Annotated in this window: 17 protein-coding genes and 1 pseudogene; 3 read left to right on the top strand and 15 right to left on the bottom strand. The window is 57.3% G+C overall.

Translation table 11 applies throughout. From position 1 onward, the window contains the following. Positions 1–573, top strand: a 573-nt coding sequence (locus SD70_RS14265) for an NAD(P)H-hydrate dehydratase (RefSeq protein WP_156158022.1), incomplete at its 5' end; no start/stop codon positions are given. Positions 574–2100: 1527 nt separating this feature from the next. Here the strand turns inward: SD70_RS14265 and htpG are convergent. From htpG to SD70_RS38050, 13 genes and pseudogenes are all read right to left on the bottom strand, one after another. Then, positions 2101–3981 (bottom strand): molecular chaperone HtpG, encoded by a 1881-nt coding sequence (htpG, locus tag SD70_RS14255; RefSeq protein WP_041048189.1) that lies wholly within the window; start codon positions 3979–3981, stop codon positions 2101–2103. 196 nt (positions 3982–4177) lie between these two features. Further along, positions 4178–5518, bottom strand: a complete 1341-nt coding sequence (locus SD70_RS14250; RefSeq protein ID WP_052487433.1) for an MFS transporter — start codon at positions 5516–5518, stop codon at positions 4178–4180. A 46-nt stretch (positions 5519–5564) separates the two neighbouring features. Next, positions 5565–6752, bottom strand: coding sequence for an N-acetylglucosamine-6-phosphate deacetylase (locus SD70_RS14245; RefSeq protein WP_041048188.1), 1188 nt, complete (start codon positions 6750–6752; stop codon positions 5565–5567). Between the two features lie 382 nt (positions 6753–7134). Then, entirely contained in the window at positions 7135–7377 is a 243-nt protein-coding gene (locus tag SD70_RS38060; protein ID WP_052487432.1) for a hypothetical protein, read from the bottom strand. Then, the gene (locus SD70_RS14240) at positions 7374–8693 is read right to left on the bottom strand and encodes an extracellular solute-binding protein (RefSeq protein WP_052487431.1); all 1320 of its coding nucleotides are present in this window, start codon (positions 8691–8693) and stop codon (positions 7374–7376) included. The genes SD70_RS38060 and SD70_RS14240 overlap by 4 nt, the downstream gene beginning before the upstream one ends. A gap of 33 nt (positions 8694–8726) precedes the next feature. Next, positions 8727–9605 (bottom strand): carbohydrate ABC transporter permease, encoded by an 879-nt coding sequence (locus SD70_RS14235; RefSeq protein ID WP_156158021.1) that lies wholly within the window; start codon positions 9603–9605, stop codon positions 8727–8729. A 12-nt stretch (positions 9606–9617) separates the two neighbouring features. Beyond that, entirely contained in the window at positions 9618–10580 is a 963-nt protein-coding gene (locus SD70_RS14230; RefSeq protein WP_052487430.1) for an ABC transporter permease, read from the bottom strand. Then, on the bottom strand, positions 10567–11382 hold the full coding sequence (locus tag SD70_RS14225) for a glucosamine-6-phosphate deaminase (protein WP_052487429.1): 816 nt from the start codon (positions 11380–11382) through the stop codon (positions 10567–10569). Before SD70_RS14225 ends, SD70_RS14230 begins: the two co-directional genes overlap by 14 nt. A gap of 25 nt (positions 11383–11407) precedes the next feature. Then, positions 11408–12286: a sugar phosphate isomerase/epimerase family protein gene (locus SD70_RS33315; protein ID WP_052487428.1), complete on the bottom strand. Its 879-nt coding sequence runs from the start codon at positions 12284–12286 to the stop codon at positions 11408–11410. Then, entirely contained in the window at positions 12283–13188 is a 906-nt protein-coding gene (locus SD70_RS14215; RefSeq protein WP_041048187.1) for a Gfo/Idh/MocA family protein, read from the bottom strand. The genes SD70_RS33315 and SD70_RS14215 overlap by 4 nt, the downstream gene beginning before the upstream one ends. 23 nt (positions 13189–13211) lie before the next feature. After that, a complete protein-coding gene (locus SD70_RS14210; RefSeq protein ID WP_041048186.1) occupies positions 13212–14240 on the bottom strand; it encodes a Gfo/Idh/MocA family protein in 1029 nt (342 codons plus the stop codon). A 194-nt stretch (positions 14241–14434) separates the two neighbouring features. Further along, complete coding sequence (locus SD70_RS38055; protein ID WP_231571216.1) at positions 14435–14884, bottom strand: Gfo/Idh/MocA family protein; 450 nt, start codon at positions 14882–14884, stop codon at positions 14435–14437. Positions 14885–15107: 223 nt separating this feature from the next. Beyond that, positions 15108–15404 (bottom strand): annotated as a pseudogene (locus SD70_RS38050) (Gfo/Idh/MocA family protein); the annotation flags it as partial. Positions 15405–15652: 248 nt separating this feature from the next. Between SD70_RS38050 and SD70_RS38045 the strand changes: the two are divergent. Both SD70_RS38045 and SD70_RS39815 read left to right on the top strand, forming a co-directional pair. Continuing rightward, on the top strand, positions 15653–16465 hold the full coding sequence (locus tag SD70_RS38045; RefSeq protein ID WP_041048185.1) for a hypothetical protein: 813 nt from the start codon (positions 15653–15655) through the stop codon (positions 16463–16465). Between the two features lie 343 nt (positions 16466–16808). Beyond that, entirely contained in the window at positions 16809–17882 is a 1074-nt protein-coding gene (locus tag SD70_RS39815) for a helix-turn-helix domain-containing protein (protein ID WP_331436784.1), read from the top strand. 79 nt (positions 17883–17961) lie between these two features. Here SD70_RS39815 and SD70_RS14190 read toward each other — a convergent pair whose 3' ends face one another. Both SD70_RS14190 and SD70_RS14185 read right to left on the bottom strand, forming a co-directional pair. Then, positions 17962–19032: a dihydrodipicolinate synthase family protein gene (locus SD70_RS14190; RefSeq protein ID WP_041048183.1), complete on the bottom strand. Its 1071-nt coding sequence runs from the start codon at positions 19030–19032 to the stop codon at positions 17962–17964. Between the two features lies 1 nt (position 19033). Then, positions 19034–20050, bottom strand: a complete 1017-nt coding sequence (locus tag SD70_RS14185) for an NAD-dependent epimerase/dehydratase family protein (RefSeq protein WP_041048182.1) — start codon at positions 20048–20050, stop codon at positions 19034–19036. Between the last annotated feature and the right edge of the window lie 119 nt (positions 20051–20169).

Here is a 20169-nt window from a genome sequence, read left to right as displayed (position 1 = left end):
CTCGCTTCGCCTGCGCCGCTTGCATCGGTGGCACCGACGCTTAACGGGGCCGATGCTGCCGAGGCGGCCACTTGCGCGGGGGCCTCGGCTTCGCCCGTGCCGCTCCCGCTTGTGCTGGACGCTGACGCGCTCAATATGTTGGCCGATGCGGACGACTTCGCCTCGTGGGCGAAGCGGCCGGCCTCCGCCCCTGCTGTCTTGACGCCGCATCCGGGCGAGATGGCTCGCCTTCTCCGCTGCACGGTCGCCGAAGTGCAGCGCGACCGGATCGGCGCAGCCAGTCTCTATGCCGAAACGCACGGCGTATACGTCGTGCTGAAAGGGGCCGGCACCGTCATCGCCACGCCGCAAGGAACCGTCTACGTCAATTCGACCGGCAACCCCGGCATGGCCACAGGCGGAACCGGCGACGTGCTCGCCGGCATCATCGGCAGCCTGCTCGCCCAAGGCTGGAGCGCCGAGAAGGCGGCTGCTTTCGGCGTCTGGTGGCACGGCCTAGCCGGCGACCGGGCAGCCGCAGCCCGCATTGAAGCTGCCTCACTCATCGCTGGCGACATCATTGAGCATTTATAGGCTGCCGCAACAGCTCGCAAAAAGCTTACATAGGTGCCGCCACACTCGACAAAATGCTTCACAAGCATAATCGCTCGAAAGTAAGCACCACTAATTCGGCACTTGGCCCCGAACAAGTGTCGCTGAACGATGCAATTGAGACCATGTGCGCTAATCAAAGACTTTACGGACGCTGATTTTAGGCCGGTACCGAGGAAATGAGCCCTTACCGACTCGAAAGGCGCTCCATCGGAATTTTCGTCGCTATATATGGAACAACAGGTCCTTGCACCTTCAATTCGTCAAATCGTCGCCTAACAGCGCCCAGTAAGACGCTATATAGCGAACAAGTTCTTAAACAGCCCTGATTACCGGAACCATGGCGGCTTGCCTCTTTCGCCATCCGCCTGCAATACCTCATATCAGCTAACCACTCCTTTAAACAGACCTGTTTATCGGAACCATGGCACTTTGTCCCCTTCACCATCAACCTACAGGTGCAGCAGCAACTGCAAAAAGCTTCACAAGGATAAACGGTCGAAAGAACTCGCCCCGAATCCGGCCATTGGCTTGAACAGACGTCACCGAACATTGCAATAGAGCCCATGTGCGCTAATCAAAGACTTTACGGACGCTGATTTTAGGCCGCTACCGAGGAAATGGGCCTTTAGCGCCTCGAAGGGCGCTCCATCGGAATTTTCGTCGCTATAGATGGAACAACAGGTCCTTGCACCTTCATTTCGTCAAATCGTCGCATAACAGCGCCCCGCAAGACGCTGGATAGCGACCCAGTTCTTAAACAGCCCTGCATGCCGGAACCATGGCGGACTTATCTCCTTCATCATCAACCCGCAGGTGCAACAGCAACGACAATAAGCTCCACAAAGATAAACGGTCGAAAGAACTCGCCCCGAATCCGGCCATTGGCCCCGAACGGGTGTCGCTGAACGTTGTAATAGAGCCCATGTACGCTAATCAAAGACTTTTCGGACGCTGATTTTAGGCCGCTAACGAGGAAATGGGCCCTCACCGCCTCGAAAGGCGCTCCATCGGAATTTTCGTAGTTAAATATCTGCGCAGCAAAATTCGCTTCGAAAGAATCAGCCGTTGAACTCGTGTTCCCGCCCGGCTCATATTCAAAATTCAATTGGAACGCGAGTCCAACAATGTAGGAGACCCGCATTCCCAATCCGCGGCGCAGCCATAACTTCTCGGGCTGCCGGGAAAACCTCCCGTTAATTCGATCACAATCTCGAATTTAGGCGCGCCTAGCCGAAACATCATGTTAAATCGTCCATATATCCCTGAGATAGAGTAGTAAGCGACAATTAGCGTTACATTTTCCATGTATTCGAATGAAATCGCCGGAAACGCCATCATTAACGGGAAGAATTCCAGATAACCACACTGGCAAATCCCGCATGCACGACGACACCGAAGCGGATCACCGGCTATCGCGCTACTTCGGATGTGCGTGTTCAAAACAGCGGAACCGGCGCAATAAAGCAAACCGCCGCGGGCTTACGCCGGCGGCGGTTTGCTTTTTGCTTACACCATCACTTTGCAAATATCGTTCGTGAACGCTACCGGATCCTGAATCGGCAAGCCTTCGATCAGCAGCGCCTGGTTGTACAGCAGGTGAGTGTACAAGTCCAGCTTCTCTTTATCTTGCCGATAAGCAGCCTGCAAGGAGCGGAACACGTCGTGGTTCACGTTGATCTCCAGCACCTTCTCCGCTTTGATGTCCTGGCCGCTGGGCATGGCGCGCAGCACCTTTTCCATCTCGATCGTCACTTCGCCTTCGGTGGACAGGCATACCGGATGGGACTTGAGCCGCTTGGACGCTTTGACGGCCTTCACTTTGTCCCCAAGGGCGCCCTTCATCGCTTCGAACAGCTCCTTGTGCTCGCTCTCGTCCGCCGAAGCATCTTTGGCCGCATCCGATTCGATGCCCAAGTCGCCGCTCGATACCGATTTGAACTCCTTGTCTTTGTATTTCATCAGCATCTTAATGGCGAACTCGTCGATATCGTCGGTGAAGTAAAGAATTTCGTAGCCCTTATCGGCGACCAGCTCGGTTTGCGGCAGCTTGTCGATCCGCTCGATCGAGTCCCCGGAAGCGTAGTAAATATACTTCTGCTCTTCCGGCATTCTCGATACGTATTCGTCAAGCGTAACGAGCTTCTTCTCCTTGGACGAATAAAACATGAGCAGATCCTGCAGCACGTCCTTGTTCATGCCGTAGTCGCTGTATACGCCGAACTTCAGCTGTCTGCCGAACGACTTGTAGAACTCCTCGTATTTCTCTCTTTCGTCCTTCAGCATGCTTTGCAGCTGGCTCTTGATCTTGCTCTTGATGTTTTTGGCGATGAGCTGCAATTGCCGGTCATGCTGCAGCATTTCCCGAGAAATGTTCAGGGACAAATCCTCCGAATCGACCATCCCTTTGACGAAGCTGAAATAATCGGGCAGCAGGTCCGCGCACTTGTTCATAATGAGCACGCCGTTCGAGTACAGCTCCAGCCCTTTCTCGTACTCCTTCGTGTAGTAGTCGAAAGGCGTTTTTTCGGGGATGAACAGGATCGCCTGATACGAAACCGTCCCGTCGGCGCTGATGTGAATATGCCTCAGCGGCTTGTCGAAGCCGTAATGCTTGTCGAAATAAAACCGCTCGTAGTCCTCGTCCTTCAGCTCGCTCTTGTTTTTGCGCCAGATCGGCACCATGCTGTTGACGGTCTGCTCTTCGGCGACCTCCTCGAACTCTTTGCCGTCGCTGCCTTCCTTGGGCCGCTGGCTCGTCACGTCCATCTTGATCGGATAGCGGATGAAATCGGAATATTTTTTGATGATGGAGCGCAGACGGTACTCTTCCAAAAACTCGTCGTAATTGTCGTCTTCGGTGTTGCTTTTGATTTTCAAAATAATTTCCGTGCCGACCATATCTTTCTTGCACGGTTCGATCGTGTAGCCGTCTGCGCCCTGCGATTCCCACTTGTAAGCTTCTTCGCTGCCGAGCGCCTTGCTTATCACCGTCACCGTATCGGCAACCATGAAAGCCGAGTAAAAGCCAACGCCGAATTGGCCGATAATGTTATGCCCGTCCTTCGCCTCGTTCTCTTGCTTGAACGCGAGCGATCCGCTCTTGGCGATAACCCCGAGGTTGTTCTCCAGCTCCTCCTGGGTCATCCCGATTCCCGTGTCGCAGATCGTCAAAGTTCTGTTCGCCTTGTCGGCCGTTATTTTGATGTAATAGCTGTCTTTGTCAAACTCCAACGTATCGTCGGTTAACGCTTTGTAATAAATTTTGTCGATGGCGTCGCTGGCATTGGAAATGAGCTCTCTGAGGAAAATTTCCCTTTGTGTATAGATGGAGTTGATCATCATCTCCAGCAGTCGCTTCGATTCGGCTTGAAACTGTTTCTTCGCCATGAGTCGGGGCTCCTTTCGAGTGTTGTTAGCACTCCGACAACAAGAGTGCTAATGCCAGTACTATTTTACACTCAACAGGGAAAATGCCGCAAGCCCCGGAATTACCGAAACAAGCAAAACTTCACGTTTTTCAAAGCGTATACCTGCGGCGTCCTGTGCGGAACATCGTCACCGCCGGCATAGAGAGCGGCACGGCTTAATAATTCGCTTGCTTCAGGCGATATGCCATGACAGCACCCCCTCCGCAGCCGGCACACAGAAGCCCGAACAATATCCGCAGCTCCAGGTCGAGTTCGGCGGAGGCCGGCACGTGGACATTCATCCGTCCTAGCAGCAACCCGCACAGCCCGATGCCGGCGATTTGCCCGAGATACCGGATCGTCGCCAGCAGGCTTCCGGCGAGGCTCGCTTTGTCGCCAGGGGCGGCACTCATAATGTCGGCGTTATTGGTGGAGTGGAACAAGCCGTTGCCAATGCCGAACAGCGCCAGCTGCAGCCCGATCGTTACCGCCGTCACATGCGGGCTGCAGACGACGAACAGCATGGACAAAGCGCACAAAGCCGCCCCGCCGGCGATCGGCACAGCCCCTCCGTATTTGTCGCGAAACCAGCCCGCGCAAGGCGCGACCAGGCCGACGAGCAGCGGCTGAATCATGAGAAAGCCGCCGGCGGCGGCGACGGTCTGGCTTAACGGCCCCTGCAAGTAAAACGTTATCGAGATGAGCGACGCCGTCTGCGCCATATTGATGAAGAACGAGCTGAGATTGCCGGCCCAGACCGGCCTCAAGCCGATAAGACCACGGTCCAGTATGCCGTTTCTGACACGCTTCTCGTAGAACCATAAGACGGCGAGCAGCGCCACTCCTCCTGCCGCTTCCGCAGCAGCCGTCACGCCGGACTCGCTCCTGAAGCCGTCCGTCGCGAGCATCAGCAAGACGGTTCCGGCAGCAAGCAGCGCCGAACCGGCAATGTCCAGATTAGAAGCTCCCTTGGCGGCACCGTCGCGCGGAAAATGTCTCAAACCGAGGAAAAACGCTGCGCAACCAATCGGCACATTGATCCAAAACAGCACGGGCCAACCGGCCCATTGCAGCATGAATCCGCCGACAGCCGGCCCCATCAGCGTGCCGGCGGAGATGACGACGGCGTTAAGTCCGAGCGCTCTTCCCCGTTCCCGATCGGGAAACGCTTGACGCACCATCGCTTGGCTGTTGGCCATAATCATCGCCGCACCCAGGCCTTGTATGCAGCGGGAAGCGACGAGCGCCGTCAGCCCGTGCGACAGCGCGGCGAACAGCGAGCCAAGGGCGAATACGACGAAGCCGAAGCTGTAGATGTTGCGGCGCTTCCATCGATCCGACAGCTTCCCCATAAAAGGGAGAAGCGCCGCCATCGTCAGCAAATAACTGGCGGCAACCCATTGGATTTGCACGAGCGATTTGGCGAATTCCGCGGACAATGTAGGCAGGCAGACGTTGACGATGCCGACATCGAGCGTGGACATGAACGTTCCCATGTTGACGACGAGCAGCACCATTCGTTTGGTTCCGTTGTCCGTTGGGGGGCTCTCTCCAATAAGATCGTCACGGCCAGACACTCACCCCGTTCTTGTACACACCGGCGATGCGAGGCTCCGACCCGTCGCCGCCGGCGTCGCCCCATTCGATCAGCAACACATCCGCCGGGGCTCCGGCTTCCAAGCCGGCGGAGAATGGCAGTCCGACCCGCTTCGCCGGCCGCACGGAAGCCATCTCCCACGCTTCGCCGAGGCTGCATAGCCCCCGTTTCACGAGGTGGCTCACCCCTGCCGGCAGCATTTTGACGGAGCCTGCCAGCAGCTGCGGCTGATCCGCCATCTGCAGCCTCCCTTGCGGAGTAAGCACCACTTTGCCGCCGATATGCGATTCGTACGTGCCGGCCGGCATGCCGCTGAACATGACGGCGTCGCTGACAAGCAGCGCTTTGTCCCCTTTGACCTTCATCGCCACTTTGAGCACGGAGTCCGGCAGATGAAAGCCGTCCGCGATGAGACAAGTCCATAGCTCATCTGCGGCAAGCTGCTCCCACAAATAGTTCGGATGGCGCGGCAGCACGGGATGGGCGCCGTTGCCGAAATGCGTGGACATCGCCGCGCCGGCGGCGACGGCGCGCGCGATTTGGTCCGGGGCCGCCGCCGTATGCCCGATGGAGACGAGAACTCCGGAGTCGGCGCAGCGGCGAATAAACGCTTCCGCTTCCGGCCATTCGGGAGACACGGTCACGATCTTGATCCGTCCCCTGGCAGCCTCCTGCCACCGCTGGAACAGCGGCCAGTCGGGCGCCCGCACATAAGCCCGGGAATGTGCGCCGCGCGCCCCGTCTTCCGGGGAAATGAACGGCCCTTCCAAATGAATGCCAGCGACCGCGCTGCCTGCGGCTTCATCTTCTTCACATTCCCGCGCGATCGCCGAGACCGCTTCCAAAATCGCGTCTTCACTATTCGTAATTACCGTAGGAAAGAAGCTGGTCACGCCTTCGCTCCACAGCGCGCGCGATAAACGGGACGTCGTATGCGGCGCAATGGGCAGCGTATTGAAGTCCATACCCGCATAGCCGTTAATTTGCAAGTCGACGAAGCCGGGCCCGATCCACGGCAGCTGCCGCAAGGAAGCCGGCGGATCGTTCAAGGGCTCGACGCCTGCAATGCGGCCTTGCCGTATCGCGATTCGAACCGGGGCTCCAGTCAAGTAGTGAAGCCCTTGCAGTTGTAAGTCGGGACTCTCGTTCTCCATGTCCGTCTTGCTCCTTTCCAAACGCTGCAACAGAACCCAGCGCGATCCGCACCGGGTTCTGTTGCAGCCTAATTTGCGATTATGCAGGTTGCCTGCACGCGTGTCCAATCAATAGCGGAACCAAGTTCCGTTATTCCGGAAATTCAGAGTGAATCCCGAATCTTAACGGAACAGCGTTCCGCTATCCGAGGCAAATGACTCGCTCGGGCCCGATTTTGCCCTGTTCCTTCGCAATATAACGGAACTCCCTGCCGCTAATTCCGGGCAATAACGGGAAATACCAGCAATAGCGGAACACTGTTCCTCTAACGCTCTTGCTTAAGGCAGATCGCCAATGCAGCTACGCTACTGGCGCCTAGAGCAACCGGATAATCAAAGCCCCCTACTTCTTGGCGCTTTGCGAGCGCTCATAGGCCGTCTTGTACACGCCGACCACTTTGTCCACGCCGATTTTTTTCAGCTCGTCGACGTAGCTGTTCCATTCGCTCATATCCCGCTGGCCGGTAATGAACTTGGCCAAAGCCTGGTCGCGGGTTTTCTGCAGCGTCTGGCCGGTCGTCGACAAAATTTCCAGCTCCTGCTGGGTCATCGCCGGGCGGGGCTGCTGCTGGCTGTCGTAATTCACCGCTTGCTTGTAGGCGTCCTGCAGCTCGGGCGAAGATAGCGACAGGTGGGAATCGTAGTCGAACCACGTATACGTGCCGTCCGTCGAGAGGCCGGTCTTTTTGCGCATGTCGGATACGTCGCATAGCCGCCGATAAATTTCTTTTTGCCGTTCTCTTCGCTGTACGTTTCGCCCTGCTTGCCCCAGCTGACGAGATTGAGCCCGTCCTTCGAATAATAGAAGTCCATAAAATGCATGATGTCTTTGATTTGTTTGGACGTCGACGTCACCATGATGCCGTTCTCCAAAAACTGCGTATAGGCGTTCTTCTGCGGACCGCCCGGCCAGCCGGCGGGAGTAGGCATGAACAGCAAGTTGTACTGCGGGTTCTGCTTGCGCATCGGCAAGTTGTAGAAGTCGACCCGGCTGATGTAGTCCACGGTCACGAAAGCCCGGTCGGTCGACATGAGATCTTGCCACTGCTTCGTATCGATCGTCAGAAAATCGGGCGGGATGAGCCCCTCCTTATAAAATTTGTTCAAATAAGTAATAAGCTTCTTAAAATTATCTTCGATCGGGCCGTACCGCCATTCCTTCTTGTCGAAGTCGAAATAGACATCGCTCGACCCGTCGTCGCTGCCGGTAGCAAACGCCGGGGAGAAGTTGCGCAAATACTGAAGCCCTTGCCGCCACGCCATCGGGTAACTGTTCGGATACGCCTGCTTCAGCTGCTTGAGGACGGTGTACAGCTCGTCCCAGTTGGCCGGCGGCTTCAAGCCGTTTTTCTTGAACACATCCTCCCGGTACATCCAGTTCATGCGGTTCGTTTCGCCGATGCCGTGGTTCGGGAACACGTACATTTTGCCGTCGGCGGACATCGCGTTCTGCGTATCGGTCGGGAACTGCGTCATCCAGCTTTTCAGGTTGGGCATTTCGTTCACATAATCGAGAATGTTGACGAGCGCACCTTGCTGGCCGAACTTGTCCGCCGTTTTCTTGCTTTGCGTATACAGCATGTCCGGCATGTTGCCGGAAGCAACGGTCAAGTTCAAGGCGTTGTCCAGCTGGGCGTCGGGCGGCACTTGCATGTTCAGGGTGACGCCCGTTTTTTCCTTGATATATTTCCACACCGGCCAATCTTTGTTGTACGGCCAGCTGGCGTTGGAATACGTGAGGAACGTGAACGTATGCTCTTTTGGCGGCGAAGCGGCAGCTTTGTCGGCGGGTGCAGGCGCCGGACCGGAAGGTGCGGCTGTGCTTCCGCCCTTGCTGGAACAGCCGGTTACGACAGCCGCAGTCAGCGCTGCGGTCAGCGCCCAAGTGAAGCTTTTTCTCATGGCGATCAATCTCCCTTTTCGTTATTTGTATCGTTAGCCCTTAACCGATCCGATCAGCGCTCCCTTAACAAAATATTTCTGGAGGAACGGATAGACCAAGAGCATCGGAACCGTAGACACGATGATCGTGGCGTACTTGAGCGGCTCGTCCAGCACTTGATTGTCCCCGACGTTGCTGCCGCCGTTCAGCACCATTTGCGAAGCCATGACGATGTTGCGGAGCACGACCTGCAGCGGGTAAAGCTGATCGTTGCGCAAATAAAGCAGGGCGGAGTAAAAGTTGTTCCAGATGCCGACCGCATAGAACAAGCCGATGGTAGCCAGGGACGCGGTGGAAAGCGGCAGCACGATGCGGGCGAAAATGCCGATCTCCGTCAGCCCGTCCAGCTTGCCGGACTCCTCCAGCTCCTTGGGCAGGCCGAGAAAGAAGGTGCGCATAATGATCAAATTCCACGTGCTGATGGCCGAAGGCACGATCATCGACCAGAACGAATCGACGAGGCCGAGGCTTTTGACCACCAGGAACGTAGGGATCATGCCTCCGTTAAAAAACATCGTGAACACGATCATCAGCGTAAACGTTTTGTTGAACGCCATTTCCTTCTTGGACAGCGAATACGCGCCGGCGGCCGTGACGAGAAGGGAAAGCGGCGCCCCGATCCCGACATACAGAATCGTGTTGCGGTAAGAGGTCCAGATTCTGGCGTCCTGCAGCACCACCTCGTAGGCGCGGAAGTTCACGCCTTTCGGCAGCAGGCTGATTTCGTTCTTGATGACGTACACGTCGCCGCTAAGCGATACCGAAATCATGTACAGAAAGGGATACACCGTAGCTGCAGTAACGGCTAACAGGAATAAGGCGATAAGAAGGCGGGGCAGCGTCCATTTGCGTCTCAGTCTCGTTCTCACCATGCTTCCTCCCTTCTACCACAAGCTCGTATCGCTGACTTTGCGGCTGACATAGTTGGCCGTGCAGATGAAGATGAGGCTGACGACGCCGGTGAACAGATCGACCGCGGTGCCGTAGCTGTAATTGCCCAGCGTAAGCCCCATCCGGTAGACGAAGGTGCTGAAAATATCGGCAGTCTCGTACGTCGCCGGGTTCATGAGCAGGAACACTTTCTCGAAGCCGATGTCGATAATATGGCCGATGTTCAGCAGGAGCATGATCACCATCGCCGGCATAATGCCGGGAATGGTCACGTTCCAGAGCTGCTTCCAGCGGCTGGCGCCGTCGATTTCGGCAGCCTCGTACAGCTGCGGATCAATCGCCGTAAGCGCCGCCAAGTAAATGATCGAGCCCCAGCCGGCGTGCTGCCAAATGTCCGCGATGACGTAAATCGGCCGGAACCATTCGGGCTGCACGAGGAAGTTGACCGGCTGCCAGCCCAGCAGCTTGAAAAAGTGGGCCACGACGCCGGTCGTAGGAGACAGCAGCATAACGACCATGCCGACGACGACGACGTTGGAGATAAAATGCGGCACGTAGCTGACCGTCTGCACGAACCGTTTGAACAACGCTTGCCTGACTTCGTTCAAACAAAGCGCCAGAACGACCGGCATCGGGAAGCCGAACACGACGTTGTACACGCCGAGCAGAAACGTATTGCGGAACAGCTTCAAAAAATCGGGACTCTCGAAAAACATCCGGTAATACTTCAACCCGACCCAGTTGCTGGCCCACACGCCCCGGAACAAGTTGTAGTCCTTGAAGGAGATGACGAGGCCGAACATGGGCAAATACTTGAAGAGCACATAGTAAACGAGGCACGGCAGAAACAGGATGAGCAAGTATTTGCTGCGGCCGAGCCGTTTGAGGAATGTCGCTCGGCTCCTCGCAGCGGTCAGCGGCACGGTGCGCTCCGTTGAAGCTCTAGCGGACTCCATACGGATCCCCTCTCCCGTCATGCGCCTCTTCCGAATACGAATCCGTATCGACATACAGCCGGCACGACGGATGGCGGCGCAGAATCGTGGCCGGACAAGCCGGCGATACCGGATCGCGCAGCGTTCTCCGCACCGCTTCCCGCTTCGCCCTGCCCGGCACCATGCAAAACAGCTGCTTGCCGGACATGAGCGCCGGAATCGTCAGCGTCAGCGCATGCGTCGGCACGTCCTGCAGCGCGGGAAAGCAGCCGTCGTTCACTTGCTGCCGGCGGCAGGCGTCGTCGAGCTCGACCGGCTTGACCCAGACGGGATCGTGAAAATCGGCCACGGGCGGATCATTGAAGGCGATATGCCCGTTCTCGCCGATGCCGAGACAGACGATATCGATCGGCTTCGCCCGCAGCAGCGCTTCGTATCTGGCGCATTCCGCGCCAATATCGTTCGTGCTGTCGATCCGGTGCACGGCGGCAAACGGCACTTTGGAAAAAAGCCGCTCCGTCAAGAAGCTGCCGAACGATTGCGGCGCGCCAGCCGGTAGCCCGATGTACTCATCCATATGAAACGCGGTGATCCGCGTCCAATCGATTCCTTCCTCGCGCACGAGCGCTTCCAGAAATTCGTTCTGCGAAGGAGCCGCCGCAAACACCATAACGAGCTCTTCCCGGCCGCCGGCGAGCAGCTCCTTCATGACGGCCGCCGCCTGCGACGCAGCCGCTTCCCCGAGAGACCGGCGATCGGCGTACACTTGAACCTTCAAACGGTCCGCGGATGCCGATAAAATCGGCTGAGCATGCAGCTTCATTTTCTTTCCTCCCCCAATGTCTATATCACGCCCAGGCGCCAAGCTCCCGCAGCAAAGCCAGCAGACTGCGCACGCACTGCTCGGACGCTTCCTTGCCGCCGTCCGAGAACGACTGCCCCATCGGACGCTTCAGCTGCTCCTCCGTCAAAGCCGCATGGAGCCGGTAATGGGTCTCCAAGACGAGGTAACCGTCGTACCCGGTATCGAGCAGCCGGCGAAACAGTCCCCGGTAATCGATTTGCCCGCTTCCGATCGCCACCGCCTCTACTCCGGTTGCGGTCTTGACGGCGTCCTTCAGATGAATGTGGCGCAAGCGGCCTTGCAAGTAGTCGTAGCCGTCCGGATAAGGAACTTCGCCGTCCGGGTCCCACATGTCGTTGCCCGGGTCGTAAAGCGCTCGCACGGCCTGCGAACCGACTTCGTCAACGATTCGCGCGACTTTGCGGGCGTTGCTGGCATAGACGCTCGGATCGAATTCCAGCACGAACGTAATGCCCGCGTGCTCGAAATAGGGCGCGATCCGCTTGATCTGCGATACGATCCGCGGCAGCGCCTCCTCGAACGGGGTTCTCGCCCAAAAGCTGAAGCCGCGCACGAACGGCGCGTTCAGGCGCTGCGCGATGGCGATATACCGCTGCGCCATCGCGATGTGGCTCTCGACTTCTTCGTCCCGGTCAAGCTCGCATTTGAAGATCGGCGCCGATAAGCCGCATACGGCCAAGCCGCCCCGCTCGACAAGCGAGCGGATGCTTTCGATTTCGTCCTCTTCCATCTGGTGCAGCAGCTTGTCGCCGACCGAGCGCAGCTCCAGCGCCTGCATACCGAATCGCTTGGCGAAAGCGATCGCTTCGCCTAAATCCTGAGATACCTCGTCCGTCAAAATGGCCAGGCGGAACCGGCTCATAGCTCTACTGCCTTCCCCGTTTCGCGGCTCTCGTTGGCGGCTTCGAGGAACCGGATAATTTCCAGCGTTTCGCCCACCGCAATATCGAGCTTGCCGCCTGCGAAAAGCGCCATGACGCGCTCTAGCAAGCTGGCGTAATACGGTTTGGCATAGGCGCCTGTGTTCACAAACTGGGTACCTTTCTCGCGGTGCACGAGTCCGCCGAACGTCTTGTTTCCTTTGCGGTTGCCGCGGATCGTCCCGACACGTCCGTCGCCCCATACGCCGACCACCTGATCGTGGTCCGCATTTGTCGTCGTCTGCACGTACCGGCAGCCGGTGCCGAGCGTGCGGTACAGCATCTCCGCGGTATGAATGCCGTACCAGAAAAAGCCCGGCTGGGTCGGCTGAATGTCCAGCGGCCCGTAATAGTCGGCTCCGATGACGGCGCCCTGCTCCGCGTTATGAAGTGCTTCGGTAAGCGCTTCGGCATAACGCAGCGCGGAGCAGCTCATCATCGGGAAGCCGAATTCCGTGCTGAGCGCAGCCATGCTGCATGCATCGTCGGAGCGCACCGCGAACGGCTTGTCGACGAATACCGGCTTGCGGTAAGGGGCGATTCGCCGCAGCTGTTCCATATGGACGCGGCCGTCGACGGACAGCAGCAGCACCGCATCGCATTGCTCAGCCACCTCCTCCGGAGAGGAGACGATGCTGACGCCGTAGCTGTCGACCAGCTCTTTTTGAAAGCCCGGCAAGCGCGACCAACTCATTTCGAAATCGGGCGATCCGCCGGGATAGGCGACGGCCACCCGCCCTCCCGGCACGTGATACTCCTGAGCCGGATCGTTAAGCAGTTTGGCAAAAGCAGAGACGTGCGAAGTATCGAGTCCGATTATGCCGATTTTGAGTTGCTGTTCCATTGTTTGACGACCCCTTTCTTCGGTTACTCCAAATGGACTTCCTTGCCCGTTCGCGCCGATTCGTAAATGGCCAGAATGAGATCGACGGATTTTCTCGCTTCTTCGCCATTCACCAGCGGCTCCCGGTTTTCCTTTACCGCGTGCAAAATATCGTCGACGAAAATGTAGTGTCCGTCCGAAGACATATCGTCCGGCTTCGTGGAGCTCATCGTGGCCAGCGCGCCCACCTGCGGTGCCTCCTCGCCGGAATCCAGCATCTTCCACTGCTTGATCCCGCTATCGGCGACGATGATGGTGCCTTTCTCCCCATGCAGCTCGAAGCGCGTCTCCTGGTTCGGATAAACGGACGTCGTGCCCTGAATGACGCCGAAAGCGCCGTTCTTGTACTTCAGCACGGCCACCGCCGTATCCTCGACCTCGATGTCGCGCAGCAGGGGTGCCGCATAAGCGAAAACGGAGGCGACGCCGCCCATCAAATACTGAATCACGTCGACGCCGTGCACGCCCTGATTCATCAGCGCGCCGCCGCCGTCCCACTGCCATGTGCCCCGCCAGCCCGCACTCTTGTAGTACTCCGGGCTGCGGTAATATTTCAGGTAAGCGTCCCCGAGCACCAGCTTGCCGAGCTTGCCGTCCGCGATCGCCTGCCGCGCCGCCAGCACCGACGGCATCATGCGGCGCTGAAAGACGCAGCCGAGCTTCACGTTATGGGTTCGGACGGCGGCGATCATCCGCGACATTTTGTCGGCGGTAATGTCCAGCGGCTTCTCGCACAGCATGTTTTTGCCCGCCTGCGCCGCCGCAATCGCAACTTCGGCGTGCATGCCGCTCGGCACGCAGATGGACACGACGTCGATGTCGCCGCGTTTGAGCATTTCCTCGTAATCGGCGTATACGTAAGGAATTTCGTATTCGCCCGCCAACTGGCGCGCCTTGTCGATGGCGACGTCGGAGACGGCGACGAGCTCAGCTTCCGGATGATGGGCGATCGCTCTGGCATGGAAAGGGGAGATGACCCCCGCGCCGACGATGGCAAAACGTATTTTCGACATAGTCAATCACCTCGTAATATGGTTTCTATCTGTCGAGAAGAATGGCTGCGCTGCGAATTGGGAATGGGGGGCTACGGCTTCGTTGAACTCGCGTTCCAAAGAATTCGAAAATTAGGTTGGAACACGAGTTCAAAGGCGCACGCTTCGCTCTCCGCCCCCCATTCCCATTCTCCGCTCCGCCTTTCTCGAACGGCCTAAATCGCCTGTTCCTTTCCCGTCATATGGGAGAGGTAAATGCCCGCGAGCACTTCGTTGACGGTTTTGGCATATTCGCCCGAGCATTCCAGCGGCCGAACTCCGTCGATCGCATCGATGAGATCGAGCAGCTGCAGCACGAAAGGATCCGCCGCCTCGGGGAGCGGCAGCTCGCGGTAGCTGCCGGCCTCGCTGATCCACAGCCCCCGGCCGGTAACAAGGCGCAGCATCCCTTCGGTAAAGATCAGGTCGGTAACGTTAGCGGGAACCCCTTTGTACCCGGATTGCACGATAACGGCCGGAACCCCTGCTTCCGTCACGGCAAAAATGCTGCCGCTCCCCTCGACGTCTCCGCGCTCCGCATAGTAGGTTAGCTGTGCCTTGACGGTGCGGATGCGGCTGTCCAGCAGCCACTGGATTTTGTCGATCGAATGGGCGCCCAGGTTCATGATGATGCCGCCTCCGGCTTTCTCCCTGGACAAAACAGCCCGGCCTGGACTCGACGAAATAATGCTGATGGCGCGTGTCGTTAATCATGACGAGCGCGCCCAAATCGCCGCTTTGCACGATTCGCTTGGCCATCCGGTTCTCGCGGAAATAGTGCTGTGTCAGGCCGACCATCAGCTGCACCCCGCCGCGCCGGGCGGCGGCGATCATCTCGTCGCATTCGGTGGCGTTCAGCGCCATCGGCTTCTCCATAAATATATGGCAGCCTCTTTCGGCGCAGTCGAGCGCAGCTTGCTTATGAAGGAAATGGGGCAAAGCGACGATGGCCACGTCGGCCTTTTCCTGCTCCAGCATTTCCCTGTAATCCGTATAAGCGCGAAGCCCGTAACGGTCTGCCGTCTCCCGGACTCGCTCTTCCTGCACGTCGGCGACGGCAACCGCCCGCATCCGGCTAATCTGCGCTATCGCTTGCAGATGGCTGTGGGCAATTTTCCCGGCTCCGATCAAGACGACCCGCAGCATTGTGTCCCCCTCCTCCCGGTGTCGCTCGCGTTGCTTGGAATGCCTTGATTGTACGCGTCGGTCCGGCGCTTGCCTATCCCCACTATTTCGTCTTTTGCACGCTATTGCAGAAATCTGCAAAACAGTGAAGATTCCGAAAATGTGGTGAGTATTCGCCCCCTAAGGCACGTTCTCAAGCTTACCGCTATCCGTTATAATTTTTGGTGAGCGAATTTCCATCAGCTGTCGAAGGAGTGAGTTCCTAACTTATGTCGCTCTCGAATCTCGTCCCCAAAATCCGGACAACGACAAACTCCTTGTTCATCCGGCTGTTCGCCAGCTTCCTCATCGTCATCGTCATTCTTGTTTCCTTTACCTACTTCTCGCTCTCGTACTCCAAAAACAAAGTGCGGGACGAGGTCATCAGGTACAACACGCTGAACTTGAAAGCGACGACGGACAGCTACGAGAAAGAATTCGAGCTGGTCAAAAACTTGCTGCTGAATCTGTATTTCAACGAAAACGTGCAGCTGATGTATGCCGACGGCCGCTCCGTCAATTACGAAATCGCCGACAAAACGGTGAAGGACATTCGTCAGATTACGACGAACCCGAGGTTATATTTGAACAACGTGATCATCTATTATAAGAAAGCTTCTCTCGTGCTGGACGCCAGCTCCTTTACCCAAGACAGCATCTTCTTCAATAAATTTTACTCCAGCAAAGAGTATCCGCTCGCCTTCTGGCAGGGACAATTTCAGAGCGACGAACATTTCCGCGTCTATGCGCCCTCCAACTTTTACGATATTCCTTTCGTGAACGATTATAACTTGCTGGGACGGGCGTTCCCCGTCGTCGTCAAAAACAACTGGGCCCCGGACTTCTATATGGCGGCCTTCCTCGACGTAAAAAAAAATGTTCCAGGCGTTCCACCTGTCCATCAACGACAATTTTTTCATACTGGACGGGGAAGGCCGCGAGCTGTTCGCCTCCTCCGCGGGCGGCACCCTCGGGACGCTGCCGGCCTACGACAGCGCGAAGGAGTACGTCAAGAAGGACAACAACTATTATTTTTACCGTAAAGGTGCGGTATCCGGCCTTACTTACGTGAATGTAGTCCCCGACTCGTTCATCGCCTCGCAGGTGAAGCTGAACGTATCTCTCGTCTCCCTGCTCGTGATCACGATCGGAATCAGCATCGTGGCGTCGCTGCTGTTCAGCTTCGGCTTCCATCATCCGATCCGGCGCATCATCGCCCAGATCAAGCAAAACAACTCGCGGGTTCCGGTGCATAGCCGCATCAACGAATTCAATCAGCTCGGCAATCAAATCAACCTCATTCACGAAGATTTGAGCCGCAAAACGACGCAGCTGCAAAGCTTCGCCTACATCAGCGCCGTCAAAAAAATACGCGGCAACATCGAGATGGATTTCACCGACAGGCCGTACGTATTCGTTTTTTATGAATTGACCTACAAGAAGCAGAGCGCGAACCGGAAAGAGATCGAGCAGAACTGGGCGTACTATTTGAAGGAGTTCATCAATTATTACCTTAAGCAGCAATATCCGGAATCGCTCACGTTCCAGATCGAATCGAACCAGATCCTGAGCTTTGCCTTCCTGGAGGAGTCCGGCTATCCGGCTTTGAAGGAACTGATCGGCCGCATGAAGCAAATTCTCGATTTCGATAAAGACGACGGCTATGTGACGATAGCGATCAGCTCCTTCTACACAAACGCTGCGCAGATGACCGATGCCTACAAGGAAACGCTCCAGCTCAGCAAAAGGCGCCGGCTGAACGACGAGACGCAAATCATCGAAAGCCATCACAAGCTGGAGCTGGCGCCGATGTCCCTGTCGCCGCAGCAGGAGCAGGAGTTCGACGTCAATCTGAGAGCCGGCAATAAGGCCGAAACGCTCCAGATCGTGCACCGGTTTCTGGCCCAGCTGCACAAACGGTCGGTGTCGGCGCTGCAGTATTATCATTTTGCCGACGAAATCGTTTACAAGACGATCAAAACGTTGACGGCTCTGCAAGCCGATCACCACTGTCTGGGCGAAGAAGCCTGGCTGCGGGAGCAGGTCGCCGGCTGCCATACTTACGAACAGCTGTCGTCGTTTCTGGACGGCTTCCTGGCGTCGGCAATCGAGCTCGTGGGCCGGAAGAAGGGGGAGCGCGATCCGATTACGAGCTTCGTGATCGAATATGTGGAGAAGCATTACAGCGGGGACGTGACGCTGGAGATCGTCGCGGATAAGCTCAATATCTCTAGCGGTTACCTGTCGACTTATTTCAAGGAAAAAACCGGCGTCAACTTCATCGATTACTTGAACGATTTGCGCATCCGCAAAGCCAAGGAAATGCTGCTGGAATCCGGCTGCCGCATCCAGGATGTCGCCCGCAAAGCCGGGTATCAGAACATGAACTCGTTCAACCGGATGTTTAAAAAATTTTGCGGCATTACGCCGAGCGAATTCCGCAAGCAGGTGGCGCCGTGAGAGACGCGCGGGGCCAGGGCCAAGCCCGAGCCATAGCCCGGGCCTGTGTCAGGTCCAAGTTCAGGTCGCAGCCCGGATGCTACTCCGCGAGCCATTCCTGCACATGCGCGCGAACGAATTCGTCGTCATGCAGGTGGGGATAGTCCCGGTAGACGCGGTCGATTTCCTCCATCTGACCGGGCGACAGCGTTTCGTGCGGATTCAAACACCATGTTCCTTGCATCAAGCCTTGGCGGCGCAGCACCTCGTGAATGCCGGGGATGCAGCCGGCAAAACCGTGCGCGGGATCGAAGAACGCCGCATTGCAGTCCGTCACTTCGATGTTACGGGTAAGCCACTCGGGAGCGATGCTGCCGGACGCGCGCGCCCGTTTGATTTCCTCCAGCAGCAGGGCCGCTTTCCGCGTCCATACCGCCCAGTGGCCGAGCAATCCGCCGACAATGCGCTTCTCGACCGTCTGCTCGCCAATCCGAAAGCGGTAAACGGTGAGCAGATCGTTCACGATATTGTCGTCGTTGCCGGTATACAGTGCGATGTCGTCGCGCCGTTCGGAACAGCACACCGCCCGTACGACATCGATCGTTTGATAGCGGTTGAACGGCGCTATTTTGATCGCCACGATGCCGGGAATAGCGGCGAATTGCTTCCAGAAGTCGAAGCTGAACACTCTCCCTCCGACCGAAGGCTGCAAGTAAAAGCCGACGACCGGCATCTGTTCGGCGACGCGCGCCGTCCTTTCGAGAATTTGCGCCTCCGTCCAGCCGCTTAGCCCGCCCATGCTCAGCAGTCCTGCGTCGTAGCCGAGTGCGGCCGCGGTATCGGCTTCCGCCAACGCTTGCTCCGTTCCCCCGCAAATGCCGGCAATTTTCAGAAACGGCCTGGCGATCCGCGCCCGATCCACTTCTTCCGCCGCCAGCCGCAGCACTTTTTCGAAGAGGCCAAACTTCGGGTCGCGAATTTCGAATTGGGTCGAATGCACGCCTACCGCCACGCCGCCCGCTCCCGCAGCAACATAATACCTGGTCAGGGCGCGCTGGCTTCTCTCGTCGAGGCTGCGGTCTTCCCGAAGCGCGAGAGGATGCGCCGGTATGACGAGCCCTTCATGCAGCGCCCGCGTCTGCTCGGCAGTCAAATCGCGTCTTGCCGCCATCTTAAAACCTCCCCTCTCTCTGCTGAAAATGGGTCGGCTTATCGATCATCGCTCCGCCGTGCTCCACCCATTCGGCGATCCAGTCGATCATCTGCAGCAAGGAAACGCGGGGATAGCCGAACAGCTGCATGCATGTCGAGGCGTTGCTGAGCAGAGCCGTCTCCGCTTCCTTGCCGGTAAATTGCGGTTCGACGCCGAGCCTTTTGCCGAATTCCGCAGCGGCGTAACGCACGGCCACGGTTTCCGGTCCGGTTACGTTCAGCTTGCCCGCCGGGCTTGAGCAGTGAAGCAGCGCGCGCAGCGCGATTTCGTTGGCGTCCCCTTGCCAGATGCAGTTAAAATGTCCCATGGTCAAGTCGATCGGCCTGCCCTCCTTTACGGATTTGGCCAGCTCCAGCAACACGCCGTAGCGCATGTCGATCGCATAATTGAGCCGGTAAATCAGTATCGGCGTCCCGTAGCGGTGGCTGAAAAATTCAAAGACCCGCTCGCGCCCAAGGCACGACTGGCCGTATTCGCCAACCGGGGCAGGCGCGGCATCTTCCGCCGCTCCTCCCAAATGTACCGAAGAGAGCGGGTACACATTGCCGGTAGAGAAGACGACGATGCGGGAATTGCGGTATTTTTCCGCTACTCTTCCGGGCAAATACGCATTCATCCCCCATGTAAAATGCTCCTTGCCTGTCGTGCCGAATTTCGTGCCGGCCATATAAATCACGTTCCTGACATCGGGAAGCGCTTGAAGGGATGCGTCGTCAAGCAGGTCGCAGGCGATCATCTTCAGCCCGCACGCCTCAAGCTCCTCCTTTAAACCCGGCTCGGAAAACCGGGAAACTCCGTACACGTTCTTGCTTACCCCGGCTGCGTTTATGGCGTTCATCGCCAATTTGGCCAGGGAAGGGCCCATTTTGCCGCCTACCCCGAGCAGCATCAAGTCGCCCTCGATGTTCTTCATGTCCTCGATCAATCGTGACGATGGCGTCGTCATCGCTTGCTCCAGCTGTTCCAACGTTCTCATCCACATGCTCCCTTCAAGTGAATTGGTACTTATTGTTTATCTTACTTTGCCCGCAGTATTAAAGACAAATCTTTAAATCGTCTTTAAATCGACATATTAAAAGGCGGAAGCTCGCGCCC

Origin of the sequence: Gordoniibacillus kamchatkensis (assembly GCF_000829455.1) — a bacterium.
Taxonomy (GTDB): Bacteria; Bacillota; Bacilli; order Paenibacillales; family NBRC-103111; genus Gordoniibacillus; species Gordoniibacillus kamchatkensis.
The sequence above is the reverse complement of the archived record's forward strand: the minus strand, read 5'-3'. Positions and strand labels throughout refer to the sequence as shown.